This is a genomic window from Streptomyces glomeratus (assembly GCF_021462825.1).
GTDB classification, from domain to species: domain Bacteria; phylum Actinomycetota; class Actinomycetes; order Streptomycetales; family Streptomycetaceae; genus Streptomyces; species Streptomyces glomeratus.
Map to the genome: position 1 here is coordinate 24,326 of NZ_JAKEEB010000015.1, position 23,746 is coordinate 48,071.

The 23,746-nt window shown below is 71.0% G+C and carries 22 protein-coding genes; 12 read left to right on the top strand and 10 right to left on the bottom strand.

Annotation, left to right across the window (positions count from 1 at the left end; all coding sequences use genetic code 11):
- The first annotated feature begins 117 nt into the window (after positions 1 to 117).
- The gene (locus LZ604_RS19160) at positions 118 to 954 is read left to right on the top strand and encodes a maleylpyruvate isomerase family mycothiol-dependent enzyme (protein ID WP_234516606.1); all 837 of its coding nucleotides are present in this window, start codon (positions 118 to 120) and stop codon (positions 952 to 954) included.
- A gap of 71 nt (positions 955 to 1,025) precedes the next feature.
- On the opposite strand, the gene LZ604_RS19165 is transcribed toward LZ604_RS19160, so the two are convergent.
- Positions 1,026 to 1,388, bottom strand: coding sequence for a hypothetical protein (locus LZ604_RS19165; protein WP_234516607.1), 363 nt, complete (start codon positions 1,386 to 1,388; stop codon positions 1,026 to 1,028).
- A gap of 542 nt (positions 1,389 to 1,930) precedes the next feature.
- On the opposite strand from LZ604_RS19165, the gene LZ604_RS19170 reads away from it, so the two are divergent.
- Together LZ604_RS19170 and LZ604_RS19175 are read left to right on the top strand one after the other, a co-directional pair.
- Complete coding sequence (locus tag LZ604_RS19170; protein WP_234516608.1) at positions 1,931 to 2,584, top strand: hypothetical protein; 654 nt, start codon at positions 1,931 to 1,933, stop codon at positions 2,582 to 2,584.
- Positions 2,585 to 2,702: 118 nt separating this feature from the next.
- Positions 2,703 to 3,941 carry a DUF6545 domain-containing protein gene (locus LZ604_RS19175; protein ID WP_234516609.1) on the top strand — a complete coding sequence of 413 codons (1,239 nt, stop codon included), beginning with the start codon at positions 2,703 to 2,705 and terminating at the stop codon, positions 3,939 to 3,941.
- A 276-nt stretch (positions 3,942 to 4,217) separates the two neighbouring features.
- Here LZ604_RS19175 and LZ604_RS19180 read toward each other — a convergent pair whose 3' ends face one another.
- The 4 genes from LZ604_RS19180 to LZ604_RS19195 form a co-directional block, all read right to left on the bottom strand.
- The gene (locus tag LZ604_RS19180; protein ID WP_234516610.1) at positions 4,218 to 5,630 is read right to left on the bottom strand and encodes an NAD(P)/FAD-dependent oxidoreductase; all 1,413 of its coding nucleotides are present in this window, start codon (positions 5,628 to 5,630) and stop codon (positions 4,218 to 4,220) included.
- Between the two features lie 95 nt (positions 5,631 to 5,725).
- Positions 5,726 to 6,625, bottom strand: a complete 900-nt coding sequence (locus tag LZ604_RS19185; RefSeq protein WP_234516611.1) for an aminoglycoside phosphotransferase family protein — start codon at positions 6,623 to 6,625, stop codon at positions 5,726 to 5,728.
- A 116-nt stretch (positions 6,626 to 6,741) separates the two neighbouring features.
- Positions 6,742 to 7,191 (bottom strand): DUF3618 domain-containing protein, encoded by a 450-nt coding sequence (locus tag LZ604_RS19190; protein WP_234516612.1) that lies wholly within the window; start codon positions 7,189 to 7,191, stop codon positions 6,742 to 6,744.
- Entirely contained in the window at positions 7,188 to 7,559 is a 372-nt protein-coding gene (locus tag LZ604_RS19195; RefSeq protein WP_234516725.1) for a phage holin family protein, read from the bottom strand. Before LZ604_RS19195 ends, LZ604_RS19190 begins: the two co-directional genes overlap by 4 nt.
- Positions 7,560 to 8,092: 533 nt before the next feature.
- Between LZ604_RS19195 and LZ604_RS19200 the strand changes: the two genes are divergently transcribed.
- Positions 8,093 to 8,350 carry a hypothetical protein gene (locus LZ604_RS19200; RefSeq protein ID WP_234516613.1) on the top strand — a complete coding sequence of 86 codons (258 nt, stop codon included), beginning with the start codon at positions 8,093 to 8,095 and terminating at the stop codon, positions 8,348 to 8,350.
- 51 nt (positions 8,351 to 8,401) lie between these two features.
- On the opposite strand, the gene LZ604_RS19205 is transcribed toward LZ604_RS19200, so the two are convergent.
- On the bottom strand, positions 8,402 to 8,854 hold the full coding sequence (locus tag LZ604_RS19205) for a hypothetical protein (protein ID WP_234516726.1): 453 nt from the start codon (positions 8,852 to 8,854) through the stop codon (positions 8,402 to 8,404).
- 187 nt (positions 8,855 to 9,041) lie between these two features.
- On the opposite strand from LZ604_RS19205, the gene LZ604_RS19210 reads away from it, so the two are divergent.
- A complete protein-coding gene (locus tag LZ604_RS19210; protein ID WP_234516727.1) occupies positions 9,042 to 9,227 on the top strand; it encodes a hypothetical protein in 186 nt (61 codons plus the stop codon).
- 78 nt (positions 9,228 to 9,305) lie between these two features.
- On the opposite strand, the gene helR is transcribed toward LZ604_RS19210, so the two are convergent.
- Both helR and LZ604_RS19220 read right to left on the bottom strand, forming a co-directional pair.
- Positions 9,306 to 11,453, bottom strand: a complete 2,148-nt coding sequence (gene helR / locus LZ604_RS19215) for an RNA polymerase recycling motor ATPase HelR (RefSeq protein ID WP_234516614.1) — start codon at positions 11,451 to 11,453, stop codon at positions 9,306 to 9,308.
- Position 11,454: 1 nt separating this feature from the next.
- A complete protein-coding gene (locus LZ604_RS19220) occupies positions 11,455 to 12,714 on the bottom strand; it encodes a glycosyltransferase (protein WP_308283610.1) in 1,260 nt (419 codons plus the stop codon).
- Positions 12,715 to 13,142: 428 nt separating this feature from the next.
- Here LZ604_RS19220 and LZ604_RS19225 point away from each other — a divergent pair, with 428 nt between their 5' ends.
- The 5 genes from LZ604_RS19225 (at position 13,143) to LZ604_RS19245 (ending at position 18,239) form a co-directional block, all read left to right on the top strand.
- Entirely contained in the window at positions 13,143 to 13,649 is a 507-nt protein-coding gene (locus tag LZ604_RS19225) for a SigE family RNA polymerase sigma factor (protein WP_234516616.1), read from the top strand.
- Positions 13,650 to 13,657: 8 nt separating this feature from the next.
- Complete coding sequence (locus LZ604_RS19230; protein WP_234516617.1) at positions 13,658 to 14,170, top strand: hypothetical protein; 513 nt, start codon at positions 13,658 to 13,660, stop codon at positions 14,168 to 14,170.
- Positions 14,171 to 14,309: 139 nt separating this feature from the next.
- Positions 14,310 to 15,560 carry a bifunctional glycosyltransferase family 2/GtrA family protein gene (locus tag LZ604_RS19235; RefSeq protein ID WP_234516618.1) on the top strand — a complete coding sequence of 417 codons (1,251 nt, stop codon included), beginning with the start codon at positions 14,310 to 14,312 and terminating at the stop codon, positions 15,558 to 15,560.
- The gene (locus LZ604_RS19240) at positions 15,557 to 16,906 is read left to right on the top strand and encodes a putative hexosyltransferase (protein WP_234516619.1); all 1,350 of its coding nucleotides are present in this window, start codon (positions 15,557 to 15,559) and stop codon (positions 16,904 to 16,906) included. The genes LZ604_RS19235 and LZ604_RS19240 overlap by 4 nt, the downstream gene beginning before the upstream one ends.
- A gap of 337 nt (positions 16,907 to 17,243) precedes the next feature.
- Positions 17,244 to 18,239: a helix-turn-helix domain-containing protein gene (locus LZ604_RS19245; RefSeq protein ID WP_234516620.1), complete on the top strand. Its 996-nt coding sequence runs from the start codon at positions 17,244 to 17,246 to the stop codon at positions 18,237 to 18,239.
- A gap of 38 nt (positions 18,240 to 18,277) precedes the next feature.
- Here the strand turns inward: LZ604_RS19245 and LZ604_RS19250 are convergent, their stop codons facing one another.
- Together LZ604_RS19250 and LZ604_RS19255 are read right to left on the bottom strand one after the other, a co-directional pair.
- Positions 18,278 to 19,129, bottom strand: coding sequence for an NmrA/HSCARG family protein (locus LZ604_RS19250; RefSeq protein WP_234516621.1), 852 nt, complete (start codon positions 19,127 to 19,129; stop codon positions 18,278 to 18,280).
- 116 nt (positions 19,130 to 19,245) lie between these two features.
- Positions 19,246 to 19,500, bottom strand: a complete 255-nt coding sequence (locus LZ604_RS19255) for a hypothetical protein (protein WP_234516622.1) — start codon at positions 19,498 to 19,500, stop codon at positions 19,246 to 19,248.
- Between the two features lie 846 nt (positions 19,501 to 20,346).
- Between LZ604_RS19255 and LZ604_RS19260 the strand changes: the two genes are divergently transcribed.
- On the top strand, positions 20,347 to 21,537 hold the full coding sequence (locus tag LZ604_RS19260; protein ID WP_234516623.1) for a hypothetical protein: 1,191 nt from the start codon (positions 20,347 to 20,349) through the stop codon (positions 21,535 to 21,537).
- A gap of 1,218 nt (positions 21,538 to 22,755) precedes the next feature.
- Positions 22,756 to 23,631, top strand: a complete 876-nt coding sequence (locus LZ604_RS19270; RefSeq protein ID WP_372482162.1) for a tetratricopeptide repeat protein — start codon at positions 22,756 to 22,758, stop codon at positions 23,629 to 23,631.
- Positions 23,632 to 23,746: the final 115 nt, after the last annotated feature.

Consider the following 23,746-nt stretch of genomic DNA (forward strand, 5'->3'; position numbering starts at 1 on the left):
GGGAACCGCGGTGCCGGAACGGGCCGCGTCCGAACCGTTGTCAATCTCCTCTCCCGCCTGGTTGGGTGTCCCGCCAGTACATGACGGGCGTGGAGGCCCGGCGAGGGAGTGGGTGACATGGACGCAGGGACGCGGCCGGCGGACGCGGGGACGACCCTGCCCGAGGGACTCGGGCAGGCCATACGCGGGACCGCCGCGGATATCGCGGCACTGCTGCGCACGGTGGCCGATACGACGCTTCCCGTACCCGAGTCGGAGTGGACCGTGGGTGAGGCGGCGGCGCATCTGGCGCTGGCCAACGAGTTGATGGCCGACCTCGCGGCGGGCCGTGAACGCCCGTACGGGGACGGCACACCCCAGAGCCTTGCCGCGGCCAACGAGCGCTCGCTGGCCGCGTTCGGGGAGCGCGAGGCAGAGCCGCTGGCGGCGATGATCGTGGCGCAGGCGGACGGCTTCCTCGACGCGATCGCCGGGGCCACCCCGGACCAGGCCGCGGACCGGACGCTCGGCACGCCGCTGGGACCCATGGACCGGTCCACTCTCGCCTCATATCTGCTCACCCATATGCTGGGCCACGGCTACGACCTCGCCCGCGCGCTGGGCAGGCCGCACATGATCGACCGTGCTCGGGTCGATCTGTGTCTGCCCTTCCTGCTGGTGGCCATGGAGCGTGTCGTCGACGCCGCTGCCAGTGCCGGGCTCACGGCCCGCTACGCGCTTCGTCTGCGGGGCGGGCCGACCTTCGGGGTCACCTTCACCGACGGCGTGGTGAGCGTCACATCGGGCCCGCCGGACCGGCCGGACTGCGCGATCCTCACCGAGCCGGTCACCTTCCTGCTCATCGCGCTGGGTCGCTGCGACCCGTGGCGGGCCATCAGCCGGGGCCGGGTGCTCGCCTGGGGGCGCAAGCCGTGGCTGGCACCCCGCTTTCCGACTCTCTTCACGGCGCCCTGACCGCCCGGTGCCGCTCCGTGCCCGGGAGCGCGTCGGCACACGGATGGGCAACCGGCACCGGCAATCCGTGATCAGCAACCGGTGTCGGCTGCGTCGAAGCAATGGTCGAGTGGCGCTCGGTACGCGGCGGGATGGAAACCCAGCTCCCATTGGGGGTGGCCTGCCCACTCCATGAAGGCGACCCAGCGTAACAACCAGCCCAGTGCGTTCGCGGTGGCGTTCTGCTCGCGGTCGCAGAGTCCGTCCCCGTCGCCGTCGGCTTCGCCCCCGCACCCCGCTGCCTCGCGCAGGGCCAGCCACTCCTCGAACAGGTTGGTGACGTCGGCCGCCGTCCTGCGTTCGGCCGCGCTGCCGCACAGTTCCGCATCGGCGAGCCGCCGCCCGAAGAACCGGGCGAACCGCTGGTCCCGCGCATGGGCCCATCGGTCGTCCACGGCTCCGGACGCGCCACCCGGTTGAGCGCCGTGCGGAAACACGGGTTCTGGCTGGGGAGCGGTCACGACAACCTCGGAACGCGACACGGCGCAGTGGTGCTCAGGGGCGCGGAACGGTGGGCCGCGCGGGTCGCGCGCCGGGGAGGGAGGGTAGGGACGGCCGTCACGTGATCCTCCGGCAAGAGGCGGGGTCTTGTGCCGTCGGCGCTTCTTGTACGTCCGGCCGAGACCGGGCAGGGGGTCCGAGGCACGCCTCTGCCCCCGGCACCGAGCGCGGAAACAGCGCGTACCTGCACACGCCGACCTGAATGCAGGCGCGACCGGAGTCCGCGTCCACGGAACGAACGTGGTCGTGTCCGTCGGCTGTTGACTTGTAGTCAGGTCACTTGGTGATGCTGCAATCCCCGAGCATGTGATGTCAACTATTGTATCCATCCCCGGCTATTGGAGTATCGCTTGACCTGGTTGCTTGGCGGGGGAGCGGTTATCGTCTCGTCATCAATGCCCAGTCCGCGCCCCACCGGACGTGAGGAGATGCGTCGGTGAGAGATCCGCGCCAATCGCTCGCCGAGACCCTCCGTCACATCGACTTCCTTCTGGGCGACGGACAGAGCCGTGACGACGTCCTCGACGTGCAGGAGCTGTCCGTCACCAGCGGTGTCCCGCAGGACGTCGTGGAGATGCTTCTGAACGGCCGGCAGGCCCCCGCCGAGGACATCACCGCCCGGATCATCCGCCGCATCACTCATCTGCGGGAGACACGACGGCGGCCCGACGGGTCACGGCACTCCTACGACGAGATCGCCTCCTCGTTCGGAGCCACCCGGGCATCCCTGTCCAACCTCGTCAACGGCCGCAGGAGGCCGCGGAGCAACCCCCATCCGACGGGGGAGACGGGTCAGCGTCAGACCCGCTCGGGTGGCCCCTTGGCCTCCACCCAGGCGGGCGTCGAGCGCTTCTTCTTCGGCGAGCCCAACGGATGGCTCAGTGCCGAGCCGGAGTCCGCACTCAACGAGGCGCTCCAGCCCGTCCTGGCCGGGCTGCGCACGGCGGCCGGTCCGGACTCCTACAGCGGCAGCCGCGCCCCGGCGCTCCGAACGGCCGCGACCTTGCCGGACGACGAGTGGGAACTGGTCGAGCGTTTCATCAACACCCTGGTGCGTCAGGTCCGCGAAGAGCGCGATCAGGGAAGCTGACTCCGGCGCCTCGCCCAGTTGTGGAGGCTTTGCGCCATGGGCGCATCGGCACGCCCGGCCGCGATAGCCTGCCGCAGCGACTGCGCTCAGCAAGTACCCCGGAGGCCGTGCCCATCCCATGAACGGCGACTTGTCCTCTATGGACGGCGACTTGCCCTTCTACGTCTCCGGCGGACTGGTACTCCTGGCCTGTCTGCTGAAGTTGCCCGTCCTCATCCGCGCCCGGGGCCGGGACTGGCTTCTCTCCTCCATCTGCGCCCTGCTCTTCCTCGGCGCGGGGGTCCTGTTCACCACCGCCCAGAGCACGATCGTCCTCGTCAACCGTGGCACCGGAGTGCCCAACATCGCCGCTCCTGTCGTCTACATGCTGCTGGTCGCCTTCTCGGGCGCCTCGATCGTGCTCGTCCTCAACTGGCGCGGTGGCACCGACACGGCCCAGCCCCGGCACCTCTCCCGCATCACCATCGCCGCCTACGGCACGGTGGTCGTCCTGATCGCGGTCCTCTTCGCACTGGGCGACGCGCCGGTCGAGCAACGGACCCGGTTCGATCTCTACTACGCCACCACACCCTTCATCAGGGAGATGATCCTTCTCTATCTCACCGCGCACGCCGTCGCCTCCCTGACCGTCGGCCATCTGTGCCGACGGTGGTCACGCGAGGTGCACGGCACACTGCGCACCGGCCTGCGCGTGCTGGCGACCGCCTACCTGATGCACTTCGTCGGCTACGACACCATGACGGCCGCGGCGGTCGTCGGCCGCTGGACGGGCCACACATGGGACGTCCTCATCACGATCGCCCGCACGGTGATCGCGCCCAGTGCGATCCTGGGTGCGGCCGGTTTCGTCCTCCCCCTGGTCGGCCGGAGCACCGCCGTCCGCTACTGGCAGCTGGCACCGCTGGCCCGCACGGTGCGCCCCGTGCGAGGCGTACCAGGGCCCAAGCCCCCGCCTCTGCCCTGGTGGAAGCCCAGCGTCCATCTGCGCCTGACCCGACGGCAGACGTATATCTCCGACCGCATCCTGGCCTGCCGTGACCACCTCGACCCGCGGATCCGGGACGAGGCGCACAGGCTCGCACTGTCCGGCAACGCCACCGGCGAGGAAGCGGCGGCCATAGCCGAGGCCGCGTTGATCGTCGTGGCCGTCGAGTGCCACTCCGCCGGCGACGGCCAGGGCCTGACAGCCCGGCGCGCGGCGAACGGAGAGGACCGTACGGTCTCCAGCAGTGACCTGGTCGACATCGCCCGGGCTCTGCGCTCCCGTATCGTCAAGGACGTTCGCATCCGCACCCGAAACGAGCGCCGGCGCACCCCCCACAGCCCGCCGACGCTCCGCCACCAGCCCCCCAGGTGACCGGAGGGTTCCGCCTCCGGATCCCCCAGCAGGGCCTTTGTCAGCGAGATCGCCCGGCACCGGGCATCGCGGAGGTGGCCGCAGGACGCCGGTAGGGTGGCGGCCGGTGACGCTGTCGGACGGCGGACGCAGCGCGACCCGCCGGTCGAGGCTGCCGGCGTTCCCGGTCACGCAGGGGCAACACGCGTTCTGCAACGCCTTGTCCGGCCGCGAGGGGCCGGCGCCCGCCCCCGCATCGACGAGGTGGGCTTCCGCATCGCACGCTCCACATCGCCGTCATGGCCGTGACGGAGACCCGACGCGGTCGAGGCCGTGCAGGATGGCCCGCTCGGCCTCCGTCAGGGGCGGTCCGGCCAGCGGAGGCAGGACAGGACCGCCCAGAGTGGCGAGCAACAGCGAGGGACGCAGCAGACGGCTTCCGTCCTTCTGCAACGTGGTGACGTCGCACATGGCGGTGGACACCCGGTAGGAGCCGGCGGCCACTCTTGTCATGCGCCGGACGTAGCGAGTGAGGACGTGGTCGGCGAGCGTGGGCCTGTCGGCGAGTACCCCGGGGAACCACCGGTCCTGCGAACTGCTCAGCGACCATGCCGCCTCGACCGCCTCGGCGGCGGCTCGCTGGACCCGGCGGGCCAGGCCCGGCGCGGCCGTATCGGATCCGCCGAGTTCCCGGCGCAGAGCCTGGGCGCCCAGCGCCGCCACCGACATGCCCTGCCCGTAGACCGGGTTGAACGCAGCGGTGGCGTCGCCCAGCACCACGAAGCCCTCGGGCCAGGTGACGGCACTCTCGAAGTAGCGGCGGACATTGCGGGTGCTGCGGCTGAGCGCCACGTCGGACAGCGGCTCGGCACCGGAGATGAGCCGGCCCACCAGAGGGTGACGGAGGCCCAGGGCGAAGCGGAGGAAGGCGGCGGGGTCCCCGGTCGGCTCGCCGCCGCGGGTTCCGCTCAGACTGGCCAGCCAACGCCCGCCCTCGATGGGGACAAGGGCCGCGGCCCGGCCGGGCATTGCGTCCATGGGGTCCGGCTGCACCAGGACCAGGGGAAAGCCCTCCGCGCCCTCAGGCATCCGGTAGACGCGGCTCGCGTAGACGACCCCCGAGTCGACGACCGCCTCACGGATCCCCGTGATGCCGAGCGCGGCGAGCCACTGCACGGCACGCGACCCTCGCCCGCCGGCGTCGACGACCAGATCTGCGCGCAGGTCCTCCTCGGCACCCTGCGCGTCGGCGATGCGGACGCCCGTGACACGATCCGCCGATCCCAGCAGTGCGATGGCCCGCGCATGGCGCAGTCCGGTGCGGGGACGGCCGAGGACCGCCTCGCGCAGGGTCGCGTCCAGTAAGTCCCTGCTGCATGTGAGCAGGGGGTGGCTGTGGTGACGCCAGCGCCGGAACCATCCCTGCGGACCCAGCATCACCGCACCGGACGTCAGCGATATCTCGCGGCCGCCCGCGGCGAGCACCCGCTGCCGCAGTCCCAGTCCGGGCAGCAGGGCCTCGATCGCGTTCAGCCCGCTGGTCAGCAGGATGTGGGCGTGCCGACCCTGTGGTAAGCCCTTGCGCGGAGCAGGCCCGTCCGGCAGCACATCGCGCTCGAGCACGGTCACCTCATCGACGAGGTCGGACAAGGCCGCGGCGGCCAGCAGCCCGGCCACGCTCGCACCGACGACGATTGCTCTGCGCGACATCAGTCCCCCCGATCGCAGGCCCAGGTGACCTCACCGTACCGCCGGCCGTGCGCCCGACACAGGAGATCGGCCCCGAGCCGACGTACCGGAACCCGTCATTCCTCGCCCAGCACCGCCCGGATCACATGACGGGCGTTGCGCGCCATCGCCCGGTTCGTCGTGCGGTAATACGGCAGCGCGATCAGCGCCTGCGAGAGGGTCCGCCCCCGGCCGCGGATCCAGGCCGCGTCGTCCACGTCGAGCGCCTCGCGGAACACCTCCCGCGCATCGGCAGGCAGCAGATTCCATGCCGGGAACAGATCACAGGCCGGATCGCCCACCCCCATACACCCGAAGTCGACGACCGAGGTCAGCCTGCCTCCCTCCACCAGCAGATTGCCCGGCATCAGATCGCCATGCAGCCACACCGGCGGCCCGTCCCAGTCCGGTGCCCGCAGGGCCTCCTCCCATGCGGCGGCCGCGACATCGCAGTCGACTCCCTCCTGCGGGATCCCACGCAGCTCCTCGATCGCCGCCCGGGTCGCCGCGTCGAGCGAGACGACCGGCCCTCCCCGGTAGGCGGCCGGTGCCCCGTGGAAGGTGATACTTCGCATCGCCGCCACGAACTCTGCCAGATCCTTGGCGAGCAGCAGGGGTTCGCTCAGCTCCTCCGGCTCGGGGTTCTCCCCGGCCAGCCACCGGTGCACCGACCACGGCCACGGATACCCTTCGGCGGGCTCCCCGGCGCCCAGCACCTCGGGGATGGGGGTGGGCAGCAGGGGTGCGAGGCGGGGCAGCCATTCCCGCTCCGTCGCCACGTCCTCGGCGCCGCCCTCGATCAGCGGCAGCCGTACGGACATGGCGTCGCCAAGCCGGTACACGGCGTTGACGGTGCCGCCCGACGGAAACCGCTCCACCGGAAGCCCGGCCCACTGCGGGAACTGCCCGGCGACCAGCCGCCGTACGAGGTCGTCGTCGACGTGGAGCGGGCCGGGATGCCACTGCCCTGTGCTCATGGGGCGCCATCCGATCGCCGGACGGGGGTGGGCGTCAACCGCTTTTCGGAACGCGCCGCCCACGCAAGCCTTGGCCCACCCGTGCCCGTGTCACCGGCACGCCCCCGCCGTGCGGCTCAGCCCTTCCCGCGGCGGCTCGCCAGCCACAGGGCGGTGCCGCCCGCGGCCACGAGCAGCAGCAGGGCCCCGTTGCCACGCGCCGCCCGCACTCCCTCTGCGGCCTTCTGCCGTACCGGCTCGGGCGCCTTCTCCTGCCACAGCCTGCCGGCCTCCGCGGCCGTCGCCCGTGCCTGCCCGGCAGCCTGGGCGGCACCGTCCTTGACCGGCTCGGGCAGCCTGTCCTGCACCTGGTGCGCGACGGCGGCGACCTTGGCCCTCACCTTCACGGCGTTGGCCATCGCCTGCTCCTTCACCTCGGCCGCCTTCTCCTGGGCGCGGGCCTTCACGGCGGTCTTGGCCGCCAGGGCCTGGACCGTCTGCCCGAGTTCGTGACGCGTCTGCTCGACCTGTTCGCGCAGTTCCTGCGGGCTGGAGGCGGTCGGTTCGTCGTGGGGCGGCTGCGTCATCGGTGTGCACTCTCCTTGATCTCGGCCAGATCGGCCTTGACGTTCTCGATCGTCTGCTCGGGCGCCGGTGGTGCGGCCCGGCCGACCTGCCTCTTTCCGTTCATGGCCAGCACCGCGGCGACCACGCCCAGCACCGCGGTGACGATCAGCGCCGCGGCCCATACCGGCAGCGGCACCGCCAGAGCGGCGACGGCGGTCGCTACCAGGGCTTCGAGGGCCAGAAAGCCGGCGACCCCGGCGCCGCCGAACAGCCCGCCCCCCTTGCCGTAGCGCTTGCCCTTCTCCGTCATCTCCGCCTGCGCCAGCCTCAGTTCGCCGCGCACCAGCTCCGTCAGCTGCTGCGACGCCTGCTGCACCAGCCTGCCCACCGGCTCCGCCCCGGAGCCGTGCGTATCCCCGGCGGACCCGGCATGGTGCGGCTGTGGGCTCGACACGGCGATCACCTCCCGTCTGTCTCGTTCCTGCCGACCGCCCATGTCGTCGGCGCTCGTGAGAGCGCTGGTACCCCGAAGACCGCGGTTCAGGGCGGGCGACCCGATTCCGTGTGAGGGATGCACGGGACGAGGTGATGCCGAAGGAGCGGGCGGTGGTGGGGCCCTCGGCTCCGGATGAGGCCCCTCGGCAGCCTTCGCGAGCATGCTCCGGGCCGGCACGACGCACGGCGGCCGGCTCCCGGGACCCGGTGAGTCGGCCGCCGTGCGGGTCCCTGCTCACCGGTGACGGGGCGGGGCGCTCCACCTGCTTCCAGCATGCGCGGGGCATCAGGCGACGGCGACCGGGATGCCGCCGTCCCGGTGAGCTCCCGCCGGCCGCGCTCACAGGACCTTCACACCGTCGGGCCGATGACCGAGGCGGTGGCGGGCACCCGGCGAAGTGTCATCGCCCGGGAGGTGCGTGCCTTGTGATCGCGGTTGCTGTTCTGCTGCTGCCCGTGCTGGGGCTTGTGTTGTTCGCGATGGACCGCTTCGAGGACCGGCTGTTCGGCAGGCCGCCGGCCGCCCGCCATGCCCGCGGCCGACACCTGCGTCTGATCGGTGGGACCTCGGTCGAGGTCCGGCGTGCCGGCGAGCGCTCCGGCACCGGTCGTCCCGAGCCCGGGCGCTCCGCCGCCGGCCGTCGCGCCGCCGAGCCGCGCGAGCGGCACGCCGACGTGGCCTGACGGGAAGAGCGCGGCCGGGCGGCCGGTCACCACGGCGCTGTGCGCCGTGCGTCAACGGGGAGGCCTGGGCGGCCCCGCGGTGTGGTCCGGGTGGCCGTGCGTCCGGCGGGCTTCCTTCATCTCCGCCTCGTAGAGGTGATCCCGGCCCTCCGCCAGCTCCTCCACAGCGCGTCGCTCGAGGTCCTTGAACGGCTGGTAGTACGTGTGGTCGTAGGCCTCGACGATCTGAAAGGTCCAGTGCCCCGGGATGACGTTGCGGCCCAGGATCTCCGTCCGCACCTCCTCGGCCCAGGCCACGTGGCCGGCCCTGCGCAACAGCTCCACCGCGCGGTCCAGCTCCAGGTCCGCGCTGCCGGTCAGCTGATGGAAGCTGTAGAGGTGACCTCTGGCCCGTTCGGTGGTCTCCAGCGCCTTCGAGAGCGAGCCTAGGGCCTCCACGGTAGCGTCGCTGACGCCCGGCGGGCGCCGATGGGCCGGATCCGGGCCGTCGTGGTGGGCATCCATGTCCTTGGCTGTCCCCCGTGCGGTGCGGTCCATACCCGCTGTGGTTCCGCTCCTGCCCGATGGGCGTAGCGACGCGCGCACTTCCACCCGGACGGCCATGGCCGGGTCCGGTGCGGGCCCTCGCCGTGACTTGTGCCGTCGCGCGGGTAGGGTCCGCCTCATGAGAAGGAAGCAGACCGCGCCGGAGATGCCGGTGCCGGCGGTGGAGTTCCTGGCCTCTCAGGAGATCACCCAGACGCAGTGCCGCAAGTGCGGCAGCGAGGTTTCCGGGGTGAACGGCCGTTACGCCTGCGGAGTGTGCGGGTGGGTCAACCACTGGAGCGAGGGGCACAACGAGCTGCCGACCGCCGCGGACGACGACACCGCGGCCTGAGGCAGAGGCCTGAGGCAGTGACCGCCCTCCTCGGCCCCGCCGGGCCCCTCGGGGAACCCGGCTTCCGCGCGAGGTCCTCTACGAGCTCGTGAGGACGACGAGTTGCCGGGTCGCCCGGGTCATCGCGACATAGCGGTCGACGGCTCCTTCGATGCCCTCCCCGAACTCCGCCGGGTCGATCAGGACGACCAGGTCGAACTCCAGGCCCTTCGACAACTCCGGGGTAAGCGACCGGACGCGGGACGTCGCCCGGAACGTGGGGTCGCCGATGACACAGGCGACCCCCTCCGCATGTGCGGCGAGCCAGGTGCCGAGGATCGAGTCCAGGTCCGGCACGGACCCGTGGACGACGGGGACGCCGTTGCTGCGGATGGAGGTCGGCACGTTGGCGTCCGGGAGCACGGCCCGGATGACCGGCTCTGCTTCCGTCATGATCTCCTCTGGCGTCCTGTAGTTGATGCTCAGGGAGGCCAGGTCGATCCGGTCCAGCCCGATCCGCCCGAGCCGTTCCTGCCACGACTCCGTGAATCCGCGCCTGGCCTGGGCACGGTCCCCGACGATGGTGAAGCTCCGGGACGGGCACCGGAGCAGCAACATCTGCCACTCCGCGTCGGTCAGTTCCTGAGCCTCGTCCACGATGACGTGTGCGAACGGGCCGGCGAGCAGATCCGGTTCGGTGCCGGGCAGCGCGGTCTCGTCGACCAGGCTGTCCCGCAGGTCCCGTCCGCGCAGCATCGTCACCGCACCTTCACCGTCGTCATCGGCAGCGAGCACGTCGTCGATGACGACGGCCATGCGCTCGCGTTCGGCGGCGAGGGAGGCTTCGTGACGGCGTTTGCGCCGCGACGCCTCCGGGTCGCCGAGCCGCTGCCGTGCCGCATCCAGGAGCGGCAGGTCGGACACCGTCCAGGCCTGGGCGTCCGCGCGCTGAAGCCTTTGAACGTCGTCGGGGCCGAGCCAGGGAGCGCACATGCGCAGGTAGGCGGGTACCGACCACAGGTCTCCGACGACGTCGGCCGCTTCGAGCAGCGGCCAGGCGCGGTTGAAGGCCGTGAGCAGCTCCCGGTTCCGCGTCAGCGACGCGCGGAGCAGGTCGGCCGAGGCGTCGCCGTCGTGTCTGTCCACCAGGATCGTGAGCAGCTCCTCCCAGATCAGGTCGCGCGCCTCGTTGTGCGGAGTACCGGGCTCCGCTGCTTCGAACGCCACGGCCCAGTCGTCGGCGCTCAGCCGGCTGTCGGACCAGTGGGTGGTGACCGACATCCCCTCGGTGGGCGGCTCCTCGTAGAACCCGACGGCCGTCTCGACGGCCTTCACCAGGTTCGCGGACGACTTCAGGAGGGCCACCGCCGGGTCGGCCTCGATCCCCGCCGCCGCTCCCTCGGCGACGAGGTCCCGCAGGGTGCAGGTCTGCACGCCCTCCTCGCCGAGGCTGGGCAGGACGTCGGCGACGTAGCTCAGATAGGGCTGGTGGGGACCGACGAACAGCACCCCGCCACGGCGGTGACCGAGGCGAGGGTCGGAGTGGAGGAGATAGGCGGCGCGGTGCAGAGCGACGACGGTCTTCCCCGTACCCGGACCGCCGTCGACGACGAGAGCACCGCGGGATCCGGCGCGGATGATGGCGTCCTGGTCGGCCTGGATGGTGCCGAGCACGTCTCGCATCCGTGGGGACCGGTTGCTGCCCAGGCCGGCGATGAAGGCGGACTGGTCGTCGAGTGCGGCGTGCCCCGCAAAGCCGTCGGAGGCGAACACCTCGTCCCAGTAGTCGCTGATCCGGCCGCCGCTCCAGCGATACCTGCGGCGGCTTGCCAGACCCATCGGGTCGGCATGGGTGGCTCCGAAGAACGGCTCGGCCGCGGGGGAGCGCCAGTCGAGCAGCAGCCGGCGACCGGCGCTGTCCTTGAGGCCGAGCCGTCCGATGTACACGGGCTCGGGATCGTCCGCGCCGACCATGCGTCCGAGGCAGAGGTCCAGACCGAAGCGACGCAGCGCGCGCAGGCGGGCGGTCAGCCGGTGGATCTCGAGGTCCCGGTCCATCGCCTGCCGGCCCACACCGCCGGGCGCCCTGCGCTCGGCGGCCAGGTGGTCGGACAGATCGGCGATCGACTGCTCGAGGCACTCCGCGATGGCCGCGAAGTGCTGCTCGTCGTCGGCGACCAACCTCGGGTCGGCCTTGAAGGAGAGGCGGTCGGGAAGATCGAAAGCGCTGGTGGTCAGGGAGGTCACCTCATCGGCTCCCCTCTGTGGCCGCTCGCGACCACGCGGGCAGTCGCGGCCTTTCCCCGCTGATCGAGTCGAGCAGCAGCCTCGCGGCCACCTCCGCTCCGTCGGTGCGGATCATGCCGGCCACGGCGCTCGCCCGTGCGCGGGTCTCGGGGGTGAGGGCCGTCCCCAGCGCGGCCGACAGGGACTCGAAGGTCGGAGTCGGACCGTCATGTGCCGCGCCGATGCCCAGGCCGGCCACCCGGCCGGCCCAGTACGGCTGGTCCGCCGCCTGGGGTACGACCACCTGAGACGCCCCGGCCCGGGTGGCCGTCGTCGTGGTGCCCGCGCCGCCGTGGTGCACGACGGCGGCCACCCGGCCGAACAGCGCCTGCTGGTTGACCTCGCCGACGATGAAGCAGTCGTCCCGGTCGTCGATCAGGGCCAGGTCGGCCCAGCCGCGGGCGACGACCACCCTGCGGCCCTGCGCCCGGACCGCCTCGATGGCCACCTGGGCGATGTCCGTCGATGTGCGCATGGGCATGCTGCCGAAGCCCACGTACACCGGCGGTGTGCCGGCGTCCAGGAACGCCACCAGCTCGGCCGGGAGCGGGTGCACGTCGGGCAGGATCCATGCGCCGGTCTGGACGGCGTCGAGGCCCGGCGTCTGCTGCCACGGGTCCAGGACCGGGTCCGTCGCCAGCCACGGCCGGTCGCCGATGACGTAGGCGCGGACGTCGTCCACCGGCGGCAGGCCGTGCGCCACCCGGTTCGTGTTGAGCGCCTCGCCGAACAGCGTGTTGATGCTCTGGGCGTCCAGGTCCCACAGCACCCGGTTGTCGGTCACCTCCGGCGGGAACGGCCGGCCCGGATACGCCAGCGGCGGGCGGTGCGGCGACGGCAGGGTGAGCTGCTGGAAGCTCACGGACACGGAGGGGATGCCCAGTTTCTCGGCCACCGACCGTGCGGCGGCCACGGCAGGCATCACACCGGTCGCCACCAGTGCATCGCATCCTTCGGCCGCGGCGGTGACCGCGTCGAACTGGTCGGCTGTCAACGCGGCCGCCCGCTGGCGCAGGGAGGACGGCGGCGGCGCCGCGGTCGTCAGCTCGCGCGCCGACGGGCCGGCCGGCACCAGCGGAACGCCGACGCCGGCCAACCGCTGCGCGAAGTCCTCGTCCGGAGGTGCGCACACCCGCACCTCCGCGCCGAGTGCCCGCAGCCGCACCGCGAGTCCCACCAGCGGTTCGACATCTCCACGCGACCCATATGTAGACAAAAGCACACGCACTTCGCGACTCCCCCGTTTACCCAGGCTCCGGCTTCGGCCGCCGATTCTGCGGCACGACGGGGGCCTTGCCGCAAGCCCCCCGGTGCGCTATACGTTGAGAGTGGAAAGGAGCCGGTAGCCTCCTTTCCCTTTCTTTTTGCGGTCGGTTGTGGCTTTTGCCGTCGGCTGTGGCTTTTTGCAGTCTCTGTCCGTTGTGGGTGGACAGCCCCTCGCGAAGCGGCGGCGCGCCGCACAGGGCGTGCGTTCACCCCCCGCGCGCTCTCCATGGCCCGACCCCCTCGACGACTTGACGGGAAACCAGGCGCGTCTGCGGCAGATGTGGCATCGGCGTGATGTGGATCACGCGCGATGAGTGCATAGCGAGGCCGGTCCCAATGCCTTCCTTATGAGTGCAAGGAACTGGTGAGGGCGGGACGGTGCGGATGGAGAAGACGGGGGCCGATGGGTTCGACGGGTTCGTGACGGCTCGTTGGTCGGCGTTGTTCCATCTGGCGCGCCTGCTCTGCGGAGGCGATCGGCATCGGGCCGAGGATCTGCTGCAGGAAGCCCTGGTCAAACTCTGGTTCGCCTGGCCGAAGGTGGCCGACGAGGCGCCGGAGGCCTACGTACGGAAGATCATGGGGCGGGCGGCCGCACGCTCCGCCCGCCGCCGGTGGTGGGGTGAGCGCCCGGTGGACCGGCTGCCCGAGCTGGCCCAGACGGGGGACATGTCCGCCGCCGTGGCGGAACGCTCGCGATTGGAGACTGCACTGGCCCAGTTGACGCCGCGTCAGCGGGCCGCGGTGGTGCTGCGGTACTACCAGGACCTGTCCGAGAAGCAGGTCGCCGCGGTGCTGGGTGTCCCGGTGGGTACGGCTCGGTCCCACGCCTCACGGGGCGTGGCGCGCCTGCGTCAGATCCTGGCCGATGTCATCGATCCGGTGGGATGAGGGAATCCATGGACCACTTCGAACAGGAGTTGGCGCGGATGATGCGCGACTCCCAGGAGTACATCCCCTTCGCATCGGAGCAGCGGGAGCGCCTCCGGGAGGGCGTACGGGCCCGTCGGCGGCTTCGGGCGGCGACGGTCGCCGGCGGCTCCGTTCTCCTGGTCGCCGGGCTGACGGCCGGCTTGTTCCTGCTGCCGAAGGGGCCTGCCGTGGACCGGCCCCAGGGTCCCCTGACGCGGCCCGGGACGAGCTCGTCGTCCTCACCCGCGCCGAGCACCTCGTCACCGGCGGTGTCCCCGACCCAGTCCCACGCCCCGGGCACCCCGACCGGCACCGGGACCACCGGCGGCTCCTCGCCCCCGTCCACGTTCCCCTCCGGCTCGGTGGATCCGACGACTTTCCCCCCGAATCCGCCCGCGACCACGGCCACCGCACCGGCGACCTCCACCGTCGCTCAGGGCACACGGACGGCGAGGCCTCCGGTGTCCTCACCACCGGCCGGCTCGCACAGCTCCGGATAGCCGGGGCCGGCCCGTATCGCCGACCCCGGCTCCTGCCTCAGCCCCACCACACCCCCACCTTCATCAGCAACCCGTGATCGCACGGCTGCCATGAATGCCTTCGGCATGCCCTGCGCCAGAGAACATAACCGGACAGACAATGACACATGCCATACCTGCCGCCCGGACCGATCGGTTGCCCCTGCGGACACCGCTGCCCGCGCACCACCTGGATCCCGTCCTGGACGTAGTCGTCCCCGTGTTCAACGAGGAGACCGATCTGGAGCCGAGCGTGCGGCGCCTCCACGCGCATCTGCGGGCGACGTTCCCCTATCCGTTCCGCATCACGGTCGCCGACAACGCGAGTACCGACGACACCCCGCGCATCGCCGCCCGGCTGGCCGCCGAACTGCCGGAGACGGAGTGGATACGGCTGGCCGAGAAGGGGCGCGGCCGGGCGCTTCACGCCGCGTGGTCGTCTTCTCCGGCCCCGGTGCTCGCGTATCTGGACGTCGACCTGTCCACCGAACTGACGGCGCTGCTCCCGCTGGTTGCACCACTGATCTCCGGACACTCCGACATCGCCATCGGGACGCGGCTGGCCCGGGGCTCCACCGTCGTGCGCGGTCCCAAGCGGGAGATCATCTCCCGCTGCTACAACGTTCTCCTGCGCTCCACCCTGGCCGTGGGCTTCTCCGACGCGCAGTGCGGTTTCAAGGCGGTACGGCGCGATGTCGCCGAGCGGCTGCTGCCCTTGGTGAAGGACACGGGATGGTTCTTCGACACCGAGCTGCTGGTGATCGCCGAACGGGCCGGGCTGCGCATCCACGAGGTGCCCGTCGACTGGGTGGACGACCCCGACAGCAGGGTCGACATCCTGTCCACGGCCCTGGCCGACCTGCGCGGCATCGCCAGGATCGGCCGGGCGCTGGCCCGTGGCACGCTTCCGATGGCCGGGCTGCGCCGGAGCGGAACCGGCGCGCCACCAGACGGCCTGGCCGCCCAGATGGCGCGTTTCGCCGCCGTGGGAGCACTGAGCACTGTGGGGTATCTGCTCCTCTACACGGCCCTGCGTCCGGTGGGCGCACCCCAGGCCGCCAACGCCCTGGCGCTGCTGGTCTGCGCTCTCGCCAACACGGCCGCGAACCGGCGGCTCACCTTCGGCATGCGCGGCCGGGGCGCGCTACGCCACCAGGCCAAGGGGCTGGTCGTCTTCGCCGTCGGCCTGGCACTCACCAGCGGCTCACTCGCCGTGCTGCACCGCGCGGCGCCCCATGTCACGCGCCCCTTCGAGCTCGTGGTGCTCGTCGCCGCCAACCTGGCCGCCACGCTGCTGCGTTTCCTGCTCTTCCGGTCCTGGGTGTTCCCCGCCCGCTCCCGCGCCGATCAGGCGGGAGACACGACCTCATGACCAACCAGGCCCCCGCGGACAGCCACGGCACCGCTCCCGCGGGATTCCCCGCACCCGTGCGCACGGAAGCCGACGCCCCGGCCTTCCCGGCCGCCTTCGCGCCGGTGACCGCGCGCGACCGGTGGGGACGGCTGCGCCGAGCGGTGCGGCACCACGTCCCCGTGCTTCTGCTGTACGGCACGCTCAAGTCGATCGGTTTCACCGTCTTCCTGCTCCTGCTGCACTCCGCCGGGGACTACCGGCGGAAGCATCCTCGCTTCGGCGGCGGTGCCCACCCCTGGGACGTGCTCGCCACTTGGGACGGCTGGTGGTACCAGCAGGTCGCCGCGCACGGATACCACCCTGCCCTCGTCCCCGTTCCCGGAGCCACCGGCCTGATCACCCTCGAGGGCAACTCGGCAGCGTTCTTCCCCCTCTATCCGGCCGTGATGCGGCTGGTCTCCGAGTGCACCGGCCTCGGCCTGTACGGCGCCGGCCTCCTGGTCTCGGTCGTCGCCTCGTTCGTGGCCGCCCTGGGGATCCACGCCGTCACCGCCCGGCTCGGCGGAAGGCGGGCCGGGCTGGCCGCAGCCGGACTGTGGGCCGTATGGCCGGGTTCCGGCATGGAGTGGTCCGTCTACTCGGAATCCCTCTACGTCGCCCTCGCCGTCTGGGCCTGCCACGCCGTCATGAGCCGCCGATGGCTGGCCGCGGGAATCCTCACCTGCGCGGCAGGCCTCACCCGCCCCACCGCCGCTGCGCTCGTCGCGGCTGTCACCGTCGCCGCGCTGCTCACCCTTGTCCGGCAGCGAGCCGAACCCCCGCTGCGCGCCCGCCCCCGGCAGTGGGACGCCGTCCTGCGTCCGTCGGCGGCCATCGTGATCGCCCCGCTCGGCCTGCTCGGCTATCTGCTCTGGGTGGGCCACCGTATGGGCGATCCCGGCGGCTACTTCAAGCTCCAGGAGGGCGCCTGGGCCCATAAGTTCGACTACGGCGCGTACACACTCAAGGTGTTCGAGTCCGTGCCCGTGGGCCACTTCGGGTACCTCTTCGCGTCCCCGTACGCCGACATCGTCAGTGTGGGCACCGTCCTGCTGGCGCTGCTGCTGATCCCACCGCTGATCCGGCTGCGCCCTCCGGCCGTACTGGTCGTCCACACCGTCCTCACCCTCGCCCTGGTCCTCGGCGGCCAGCAGATATTCGCCAACGTCTCCCGCTATCTGCTCCCCGCCTTCCCGCTCTTCATCCCGCTCGCGCTCGCCATGCGCGGCCTCGGAGCGCGTTCGCGATTCACGGTGCTCGCCCTCGCCGCGGTGGCATCGGGTTCGTACGCGGGATACGTCCTCTTCGAACTCGGCGTCCCGTAAGGCCCGGGGTGGCAAAGTCAGGCGCAGCCCGCGGATCTCCCCCGGACTCCTCGGGCTGCGCCTGGCCGGCACAGTCGGACCGCGGTCGCCCCCGCGATCCGACTGGTATGGCCACTGGGCCTCATCCTTGCTGCCCCGTCTCTGCGGGTCATTGACGTACAGCGCAGTGATGGTTGACGTTCCGCGCACCGGAGGGGTGCGTTCCACCTTCGGCCGCCGTATCTGCCCCTGCTGTCCTTGACGCATAAACCACTTCCCCGGCGGTCCACGGTGGGCGACGATGCACAGACGGGTGAAGCGGCGCCGCGCCGGCTGCCGAGACGGGAGGGGCCGAAAGGTGATCACTCTCTCCAGCCGGGATCTGCCGGCAGGGGACCGGTTCGGCTGGTTCTGCGAGCTGGTGGCCCGCGACATGGCGCCGCACGACATCATCACCGAGCACGTCTCGGACTTTCCCGCCTCGGCGACGCTGTTGTCGCTGGGCGACCGCGTCGGTGTCTCCAGCGTCGCGTTCCCCACCATGCAGTCGATACGTACACGGCGCCTCATCCGGCGTTCCGACCCCGAACTGTGGGTGCTGGCCCTGGTCGTCAAAGGGCGCATGCAGCGGGAGCAGGGCGGTAACCGTGTCGACCCGTGCCCGGGTGACCTGGTGCTCTACGACACCTCACAGCCGTACTGGGCATCGATCGCCACCGACGACGTGGCGCAGTCCATCGTGCTGCATCTGCCGCGGCACACGCTGCCCGTCCCGGAGCAGGCGCTGCGCCGGCTGGTGGCCACCGCGCTGCCGTCCCGGACCGGTGTCGGTGTTCTGCTGAGCGAGCTGCTCGGTGGGCTCGTCCGGCAGGGACCGAAGCTCGAGGCCGCTCAGACACCCCGGCTGGCCTCCGCCGTGGTCGACCTGACCACCGCGTTCCTGGCGAGCCTGTGCGGGGCCGACGGACCGCAGACCGGTGCGGCGCGGAAGGCGGCACAACTGCACAGGATCAAGTCCTTCATCCGGGCCCGGCTCGGTGAGCCGGGGCTCACTCCCACGGATGTCGCCGCCGCCCACCACATCTCGCTGCGCGCCTTGCAGTACCTGTTCCGGGAGGACGGCAGGACGGTCGGGCAGTTCATCCGCGAGCAACGCCTGGAGCGCTGCCGGGCCGACCTCACCGACCCCCGTATGGCCGGCCGTAGCGTCGCCGCGATCGCGATCCGCGCTGGATTCTCCGATGCCGCCGCCTTCAGCCGGGCCTTCAAGGCACACTACGGAATGCCCCCGGGTGAATACCGCCGAAGCCATGGCGATCCGCAGCAGGGAAACGCCGCCGGGCGGCCCGGCTGAGGCCCACTTCCGACTCGGTGGCCGCCGTCCCGGCCGGGTCAGCGGGCACCCGCGAACGCGCGCCGCGCCCAGTCGGCGAAGGTCGTCCAGTGGATCTCCGGATGGGCGCCGTGCAGAGCGGGGATGTCGACGTGGTAGCCGGGGCCGTTCAGAAACGTCCACATCGCATGCATGTCCGGATTGCCGATCGCCGTCAGCGGTACCTGCTCATGGCGGACTTCACGTCCCAGGATCTCGCTCAGCGTCGCGGCCATCCGGGCGGGTGTGGGTGCGTCACCGGCCAGTTCGAGGCGCTGCCCGGCGTACGCGGCAGGATGGAGCAGCACCTCGGCCGCGAAGGCGCCGAGGTCGGGGCGGGCAAGTTGCTGCAAGGGCCGATCAGACGGCAGCGGCAGCTCGAGCACCCCGCCGAGGATGCGCTCCGCTTCGCCCAGGGCGTTGTCGAAGAAGTATGTCGGCCCCAGGATCGTGTACGGCACATCGCCCGAGGTCAGCTCGGCCTCGACCCGCGCCTTGCTGTCGAAATGCGGTACCCCGCTGTCCTGGTCGGCACCCGCCACCGAGCTGAACACGAGATGCGGTACGCGCTCCCGGTGCGCGGCATTCAGGATCGCCCGGCCCTGGGCCACCTCGGCCTCCACGCCGGATTCGAAGGGAGTGGTGAACGCGAACACTCCCGCCACGCCGGTCATCGCCGGGGCCAGCGACCCGGGATCGCTCAGGGACCCCGCCACGACCTCGACGCCCCGGTCGGCCAGCGCACGCGCGGCCGGCCGCCCGGGATCCCGCACCAGCGCCCGGACGGGGGCCCCACGCCCCAGCAGGGCGTCGGTCACGGCCCTGCCCTGCCCGCCGGTTGCCGCAAGCACCAGGATCGGCTCCTTGGCCACCGGGAACTCCTCTCTCCACCGGGAAGCGTGGCGATGGGTCGTCAGCGACCGCAACGCTACCCCGGCCGTGACCGGCCGACAGCGACCGCAACGCACGGGTTGCGACCACGGAGATCTCAGCCCTCATCGAGCTGCTCGTCGGTGTCCCCGCCGGTCGAAAGCCGCCAGGTGCACCACAGCCACGACACTGCGAAGGCCGTCATCAGGCCGAGCAGGACGACCACTTGCCGGACGTCGGCGTCGTGGCCCAGCAGAGACATGAACAGACAGAGCGTCCAGGCCGCCGTACCCACCGCGTAGACGTCGTGCAGTCGGCGCAGTCGCTCCGCATACGCGCCGCGCGGTGCCGGAGGAGCCGTTTCGGAAGTCATACGCAGCCGGTACCCCCCGAGGCACCTCCCATGACCACGGCGTCCTCGAGCGGTCCATGCGGGTGCCGTCGGCCAGGAGCAACCGTATGCGGCCGGTCCGGGGGTCCCGGAGCTTCGCGGGCCCGGGCAGCGAGTCACACGAACGAGAAGAAACGGCGTCCGAAACCCGGACGCCGCATTCTCATTACAGCAGTCGAATACCTTTGCAGGCACTTGGACTTCGGTCGCTTCGAGCGACCGAGCACTTTGTCAGCCGTTTCGTGAGCCGTATCCGCCCGCAAACGGAATCCGGTCACGATGCGTTCCATGGCGGAGCGGTGAGCGGATTCTCTGGTTCCGTACCGGCCGAGTGGTCCTCTGATGTGGGAAGAGGGTTGTCCCCGTGTTCTGGCAACGATGTCTGCGGCCGGGAGGCGGCGGAATCCGTTGCCGCCGCGGGATTCCTTTGCCCGCGCCTGCGTTGAATCGTTTCCCGGCATCGTTGTCTTCTGCGGGGAACGGGGCGCACGTACCGAATGGCTCGAACTCGACCTTGTGTTCGCGGGCCGGTGGCAACACTTTTGATTGCCGTCGGCCACCGGTCGGCGAACATCCGATGAGAGGGGATCCGTGATGAAGTCGACTCTCGCAATGCGCAAGAAGTCCGGTGTCAAGAAGATTGCCGTGCGTCGTGCCGGCGACGTGCGTCTGACGTCGGCCGCCTGTCAGTGCCCGTACAGCGCCAACGCGTAACGCTTCACACGCTCCTGAATTGCGCTCGGGTGCGCCGGCTGCCGGCGCACCCGGGTTGCCTGCGCCGGCCGTAGGGGAGGGGCTGTGGCCGATGGCGGCCTGTTCTTGCATGAGTTGAGTTTCGTTCCCGAAGGCGACGACGTGGTGGTCGGTCGGCTCGACACCGGTTCCTACGCGGTGTTCCCGGCCGACGGGGCGGAGTTGCTGAAGCGGCTTGCGCAGGGCATGCCCCTCGGCGCCGCGGCCGACTGGTACGAGTCGGTCTTCGACGAGCCGGTCGATCTGGACGACTTCGTGGCCACGCTGGAGGAGCTCGGCTTCGTCCGCGAGGACGGGGAGCCGCCGCCGGACGCCGCTCCACCTGCGCCCGTGCGCCTGCGCCGACTGGGCCGCGCCGTGTTCTCCCTGCCCGCGTGGGGGTGCTACCTGGCCGTGGCCGGCGGCTGGGCGTGGGCCGTGGCCGGCCACACGGACCTGGCACCGCACCCGTCCCAGATCTTCTTCGTGCACTCCCTTCTCGTGGTCCAGTTGGTGATCACCTTCGGTCAGGTGCCCCTGCTGCTGCTCCACGAGGGGTTCCACATCCTCGCCGGACGCCGTCTGGGTCTGCCCACCCGGCTGCGGCTGAGCAACCGCCTCACCTACATCGTGGCCGAGACGCAGATCAACGGTCTGCTGAGTGTGCCCCGCCGGAAACGCTATCTTCCGTTTCTCGCGGGTATCGTGTGCGACGGTGTGGTCATGGGGGCGCTCGGACTCGTGGCCGACGCGACACGGAACGCGGACGGAACCTTCTCCCTCACCGCGCGGGTCTGCCTTGCCCTGGCGTTCACCGTAGGGGTCCGCGTTCTCTGGCAGTTCCAGCTTTATTTGCGTACCGACCTCTACTACGTGGCGGCCACCGCATGGAACTGTTATGACCTCCACGACGCCGGCATGACGCTTCTGAAGAACCGGATGTGGCGTCTACTGGGCCGCTCCGACCGTGTGGTGGACGAGGAGAAGTGGACCCCACGAGACCGGCGGGTGGGAAAGTTCTACGGCCCTTTCATCGTTCTCGGATACGGCACGCTGGCCGGCATCACCGCTTTCGTCAGCATTCCGGTGACGATTCAATATTTTACTATTGCTCGGCAGGCCGTCACCTCCGGTCATGTCAATGCGGCTTTCTGGGACGCCGTGCTGTCCCTGTGTATGAACATCGCCCAGGTGGCTGCCCTCGTCGTGCTGTCGAGGCGGAAGCGCCGGGAGAAAAAGCTCTCCCCATCCCACACGTCCCCTTCGACGGAGGTTGAACTCGCATGATGGGCCATCTCCGGATCGTGGGCGACAGGCGCCCAGACCGCCTCCGCCTCGTCCGAACCCACGCCGGCAGGGCACTGGTGGTCCGCTGTCACCAGCGTCTGCGGGGCCCCTACACCGGCATCGACACCGTGCTGCGGGCCGTGCTTCCCGAGGCCCACCGGCGCTGGCCCGCACTCGTCGACGCCCACCGGGTGGAACTGCTCTACGGCATGCCGGAGTTGGCGCAGCTCATCGGCCCGGCCCCGCGTACGCTGGCCGGCGAGGCCCCGTTCAAGGAGCGCACCCGCTTCTTCGGCTCCGGAATGATCCGCTGTATGAGCCAGGGCATCGTCACCTTCCTCCTCGACTATGCGCGCCGGACCCAGGCCGGCTCCGACTCCCCCCTCGAGCTGGCCTTCGAGGAGGTCCACGCCGCGGAATCCACCACCCAGGAACTGCTGGCCCTGCTGGTGCGCCGGGCGGATCCACGCCTGCTGCGGGTGCTGGTCTCCACGACCGCCGAAGCTTTGACCGGCGAACTGGAGGCCGCGCTCGCCAACACGACGACCACCCTCCATGCGCCCGCGGCCGACCGCGAGCCGGAAGCGCACCGCGGTCCGCTCGAGTGGGCGGCCGCGTACGTCGACGGTGACTGCACCGACGACGACCCCCAGGTGGTGCGCGGCTACCAGGAGGCGGATCGGGAGGCAGTCGCCCGCCTGCACGATAGGCGTGCCGACAGCCTGGAGGGCACGGCGAGTTGGGGCGTGCGGATGGGAGCGATCGCCTACCACCGCGAACGCGGCAGCGACCCGGCGGGGGCGGGACGGACCGCTCTGCTCGCGGCCCAGCGCCACGCGGTCGCCACCGGCTTCTCCGCCGCCGTGGTGGACCTGGGGCTGCGCGGGCGAGGCGTGAGCGATCCTGGCATCCACGAGCACGACTACTGGGAGTTCACCCGGGAGGCGGCCGCGGCGTGCATCCCGATCGGGCGGCTGGACGAGTCCATGGAGCTGTACCGGGACCTGCTGCGCCGCTTCACCAATCCCAAGATCCACATGATGACCAGCTATGCGATCGCCATGCTGCACACCCGCTTCCTGCAGCCACGCGACCACGAACTCGCCCTGCAGTGGCAGCACAACGCGGTCGCCATCGCGGGCATCCTTCCGGACCCGGCCGAACGCCTGACCTTCAGTGTCTTCCACGACAACGGGCTGGCCCTCGTCGAGATGCACCGTGGCAACCGGACCCGCGCCCTCGAGCTCGTGGAATCGTGCATCGCCCGGCTCGACGAGGCGATGGACGACGGCCAGTGGATCCTGCATCGCTCCCAGTTGCTGTACAACCGGGCCCGCCTGCTGGTCGCGCTGGGGGCGCGCGGAAGAGGCGTATGCCGACTACACCCGGCTTGTCGACCTCGATCCCTACTACACCGACTATCTCTCGGAGCGCGCCAGGATCTCCCGCGACCGCGGTGACTTCGACGCGGCCCTGGCCGACTACGACCGCGCCGCGCAACTGGCGCCACCGTTCCCCGAGTTGTACTACAACCGCGGTACCGCCCGGGCTCAGACCGGCGATCTCCGCGGCGCGCTGGACGACTTCTCCTATGTGCTGGAGATGGAGCCCTCGGACCTGGACACCCGTGTCGCCAGGGCGGAGCTGCTGCTGGAGACGGGTGACCTCGAAGGCGCCGAAACCGACGCGGACACGGGGCTGGCCCTCCACCCGGGGGAGGTGCAACTGCTGTGCCTCAAGGGCATCGTGCTCCTGCAGCGCGAGGACTTCGACGAGGCCCTTGAGGCCTTCGACGCCGCCCTGGAGCGAGACCCGCGCTACCCTGCCGCGCTGATAAACCGGGCCGTTGTGCACTACCACCAGACCCGGCACGGCAGGGCCGTCGCGGACCTGACCGCCGCACTCGAGGTCGTCGGCAACGACCCCGACGTCCTTCTCAACCGAGGCATCGCCCATCTCGCCGACGGCCGAACCGACCTGGCACGGGCGGACTTCGACCATGCACTCACGCTCCCCGACGCGGACATCGACGAACTCCACCGCCGTCGGGAGCTCTGCGATACGGCGGGAGCGTCCTCCGGGTCGCCGCTCTAGCCGTGCTGGGGCGCGCGCGTGTCAATGCCTCCGAATTGGGCCACGACACCCTGAGCAAGGCACCGTAGCCGTCTGCGCAAGGCGGCCGACATGGCGGCGGCCGCGGCCACTGTCG

Coding starts and splice junctions, on each gene's coding strand:
- LZ604_RS19160 (WP_234516606.1), top strand. CDS start 118: ATGGACGCAGGGACGCGGCCGGCGGACGCGGGGACGACCCTGCCCGAG.
- LZ604_RS19175 (WP_234516609.1), top strand. CDS start 2,703: ATGAACGGCGACTTGTCCTCTATGGACGGCGACTTGCCCTTCTACGTC.
- LZ604_RS19180 (WP_234516610.1), bottom strand. CDS start 5,630: ATGTCGCGCAGAGCAATCGTCGTCGGTGCGAGCGTGGCCGGGCTGCTG.
- LZ604_RS19185 (WP_234516611.1), bottom strand. CDS start 6,625: ATGAGCACAGGGCAGTGGCATCCCGGCCCGCTCCACGTCGACGACGAC.
- LZ604_RS19190 (WP_234516612.1), bottom strand. CDS start 7,191: ATGACGCAGCCGCCCCACGACGAACCGACCGCCTCCAGCCCGCAGGAA.
- LZ604_RS19205 (WP_234516726.1), bottom strand. CDS start 8,854: ATGGATGCCCACCACGACGGCCCGGATCCGGCCCATCGGCGCCCGCCG.
- LZ604_RS19210 (WP_234516727.1), top strand. CDS start 9,042: ATGCCGGTGCCGGCGGTGGAGTTCCTGGCCTCTCAGGAGATCACCCAG.
- LZ604_RS19225 (WP_234516616.1), top strand. CDS start 13,143: ATGGAGAAGACGGGGGCCGATGGGTTCGACGGGTTCGTGACGGCTCGT.
- LZ604_RS19230 (WP_234516617.1), top strand. CDS start 13,658: ATGGACCACTTCGAACAGGAGTTGGCGCGGATGATGCGCGACTCCCAG.
- LZ604_RS19235 (WP_234516618.1), top strand. CDS start 14,310: ATGACACATGCCATACCTGCCGCCCGGACCGATCGGTTGCCCCTGCGG.
- LZ604_RS19240 (WP_234516619.1), top strand. CDS start 15,557: ATGACCAACCAGGCCCCCGCGGACAGCCACGGCACCGCTCCCGCGGGA.
- LZ604_RS19255 (WP_234516622.1), bottom strand. CDS start 19,500: ATGACTTCCGAAACGGCTCCTCCGGCACCGCGCGGCGCGTATGCGGAG.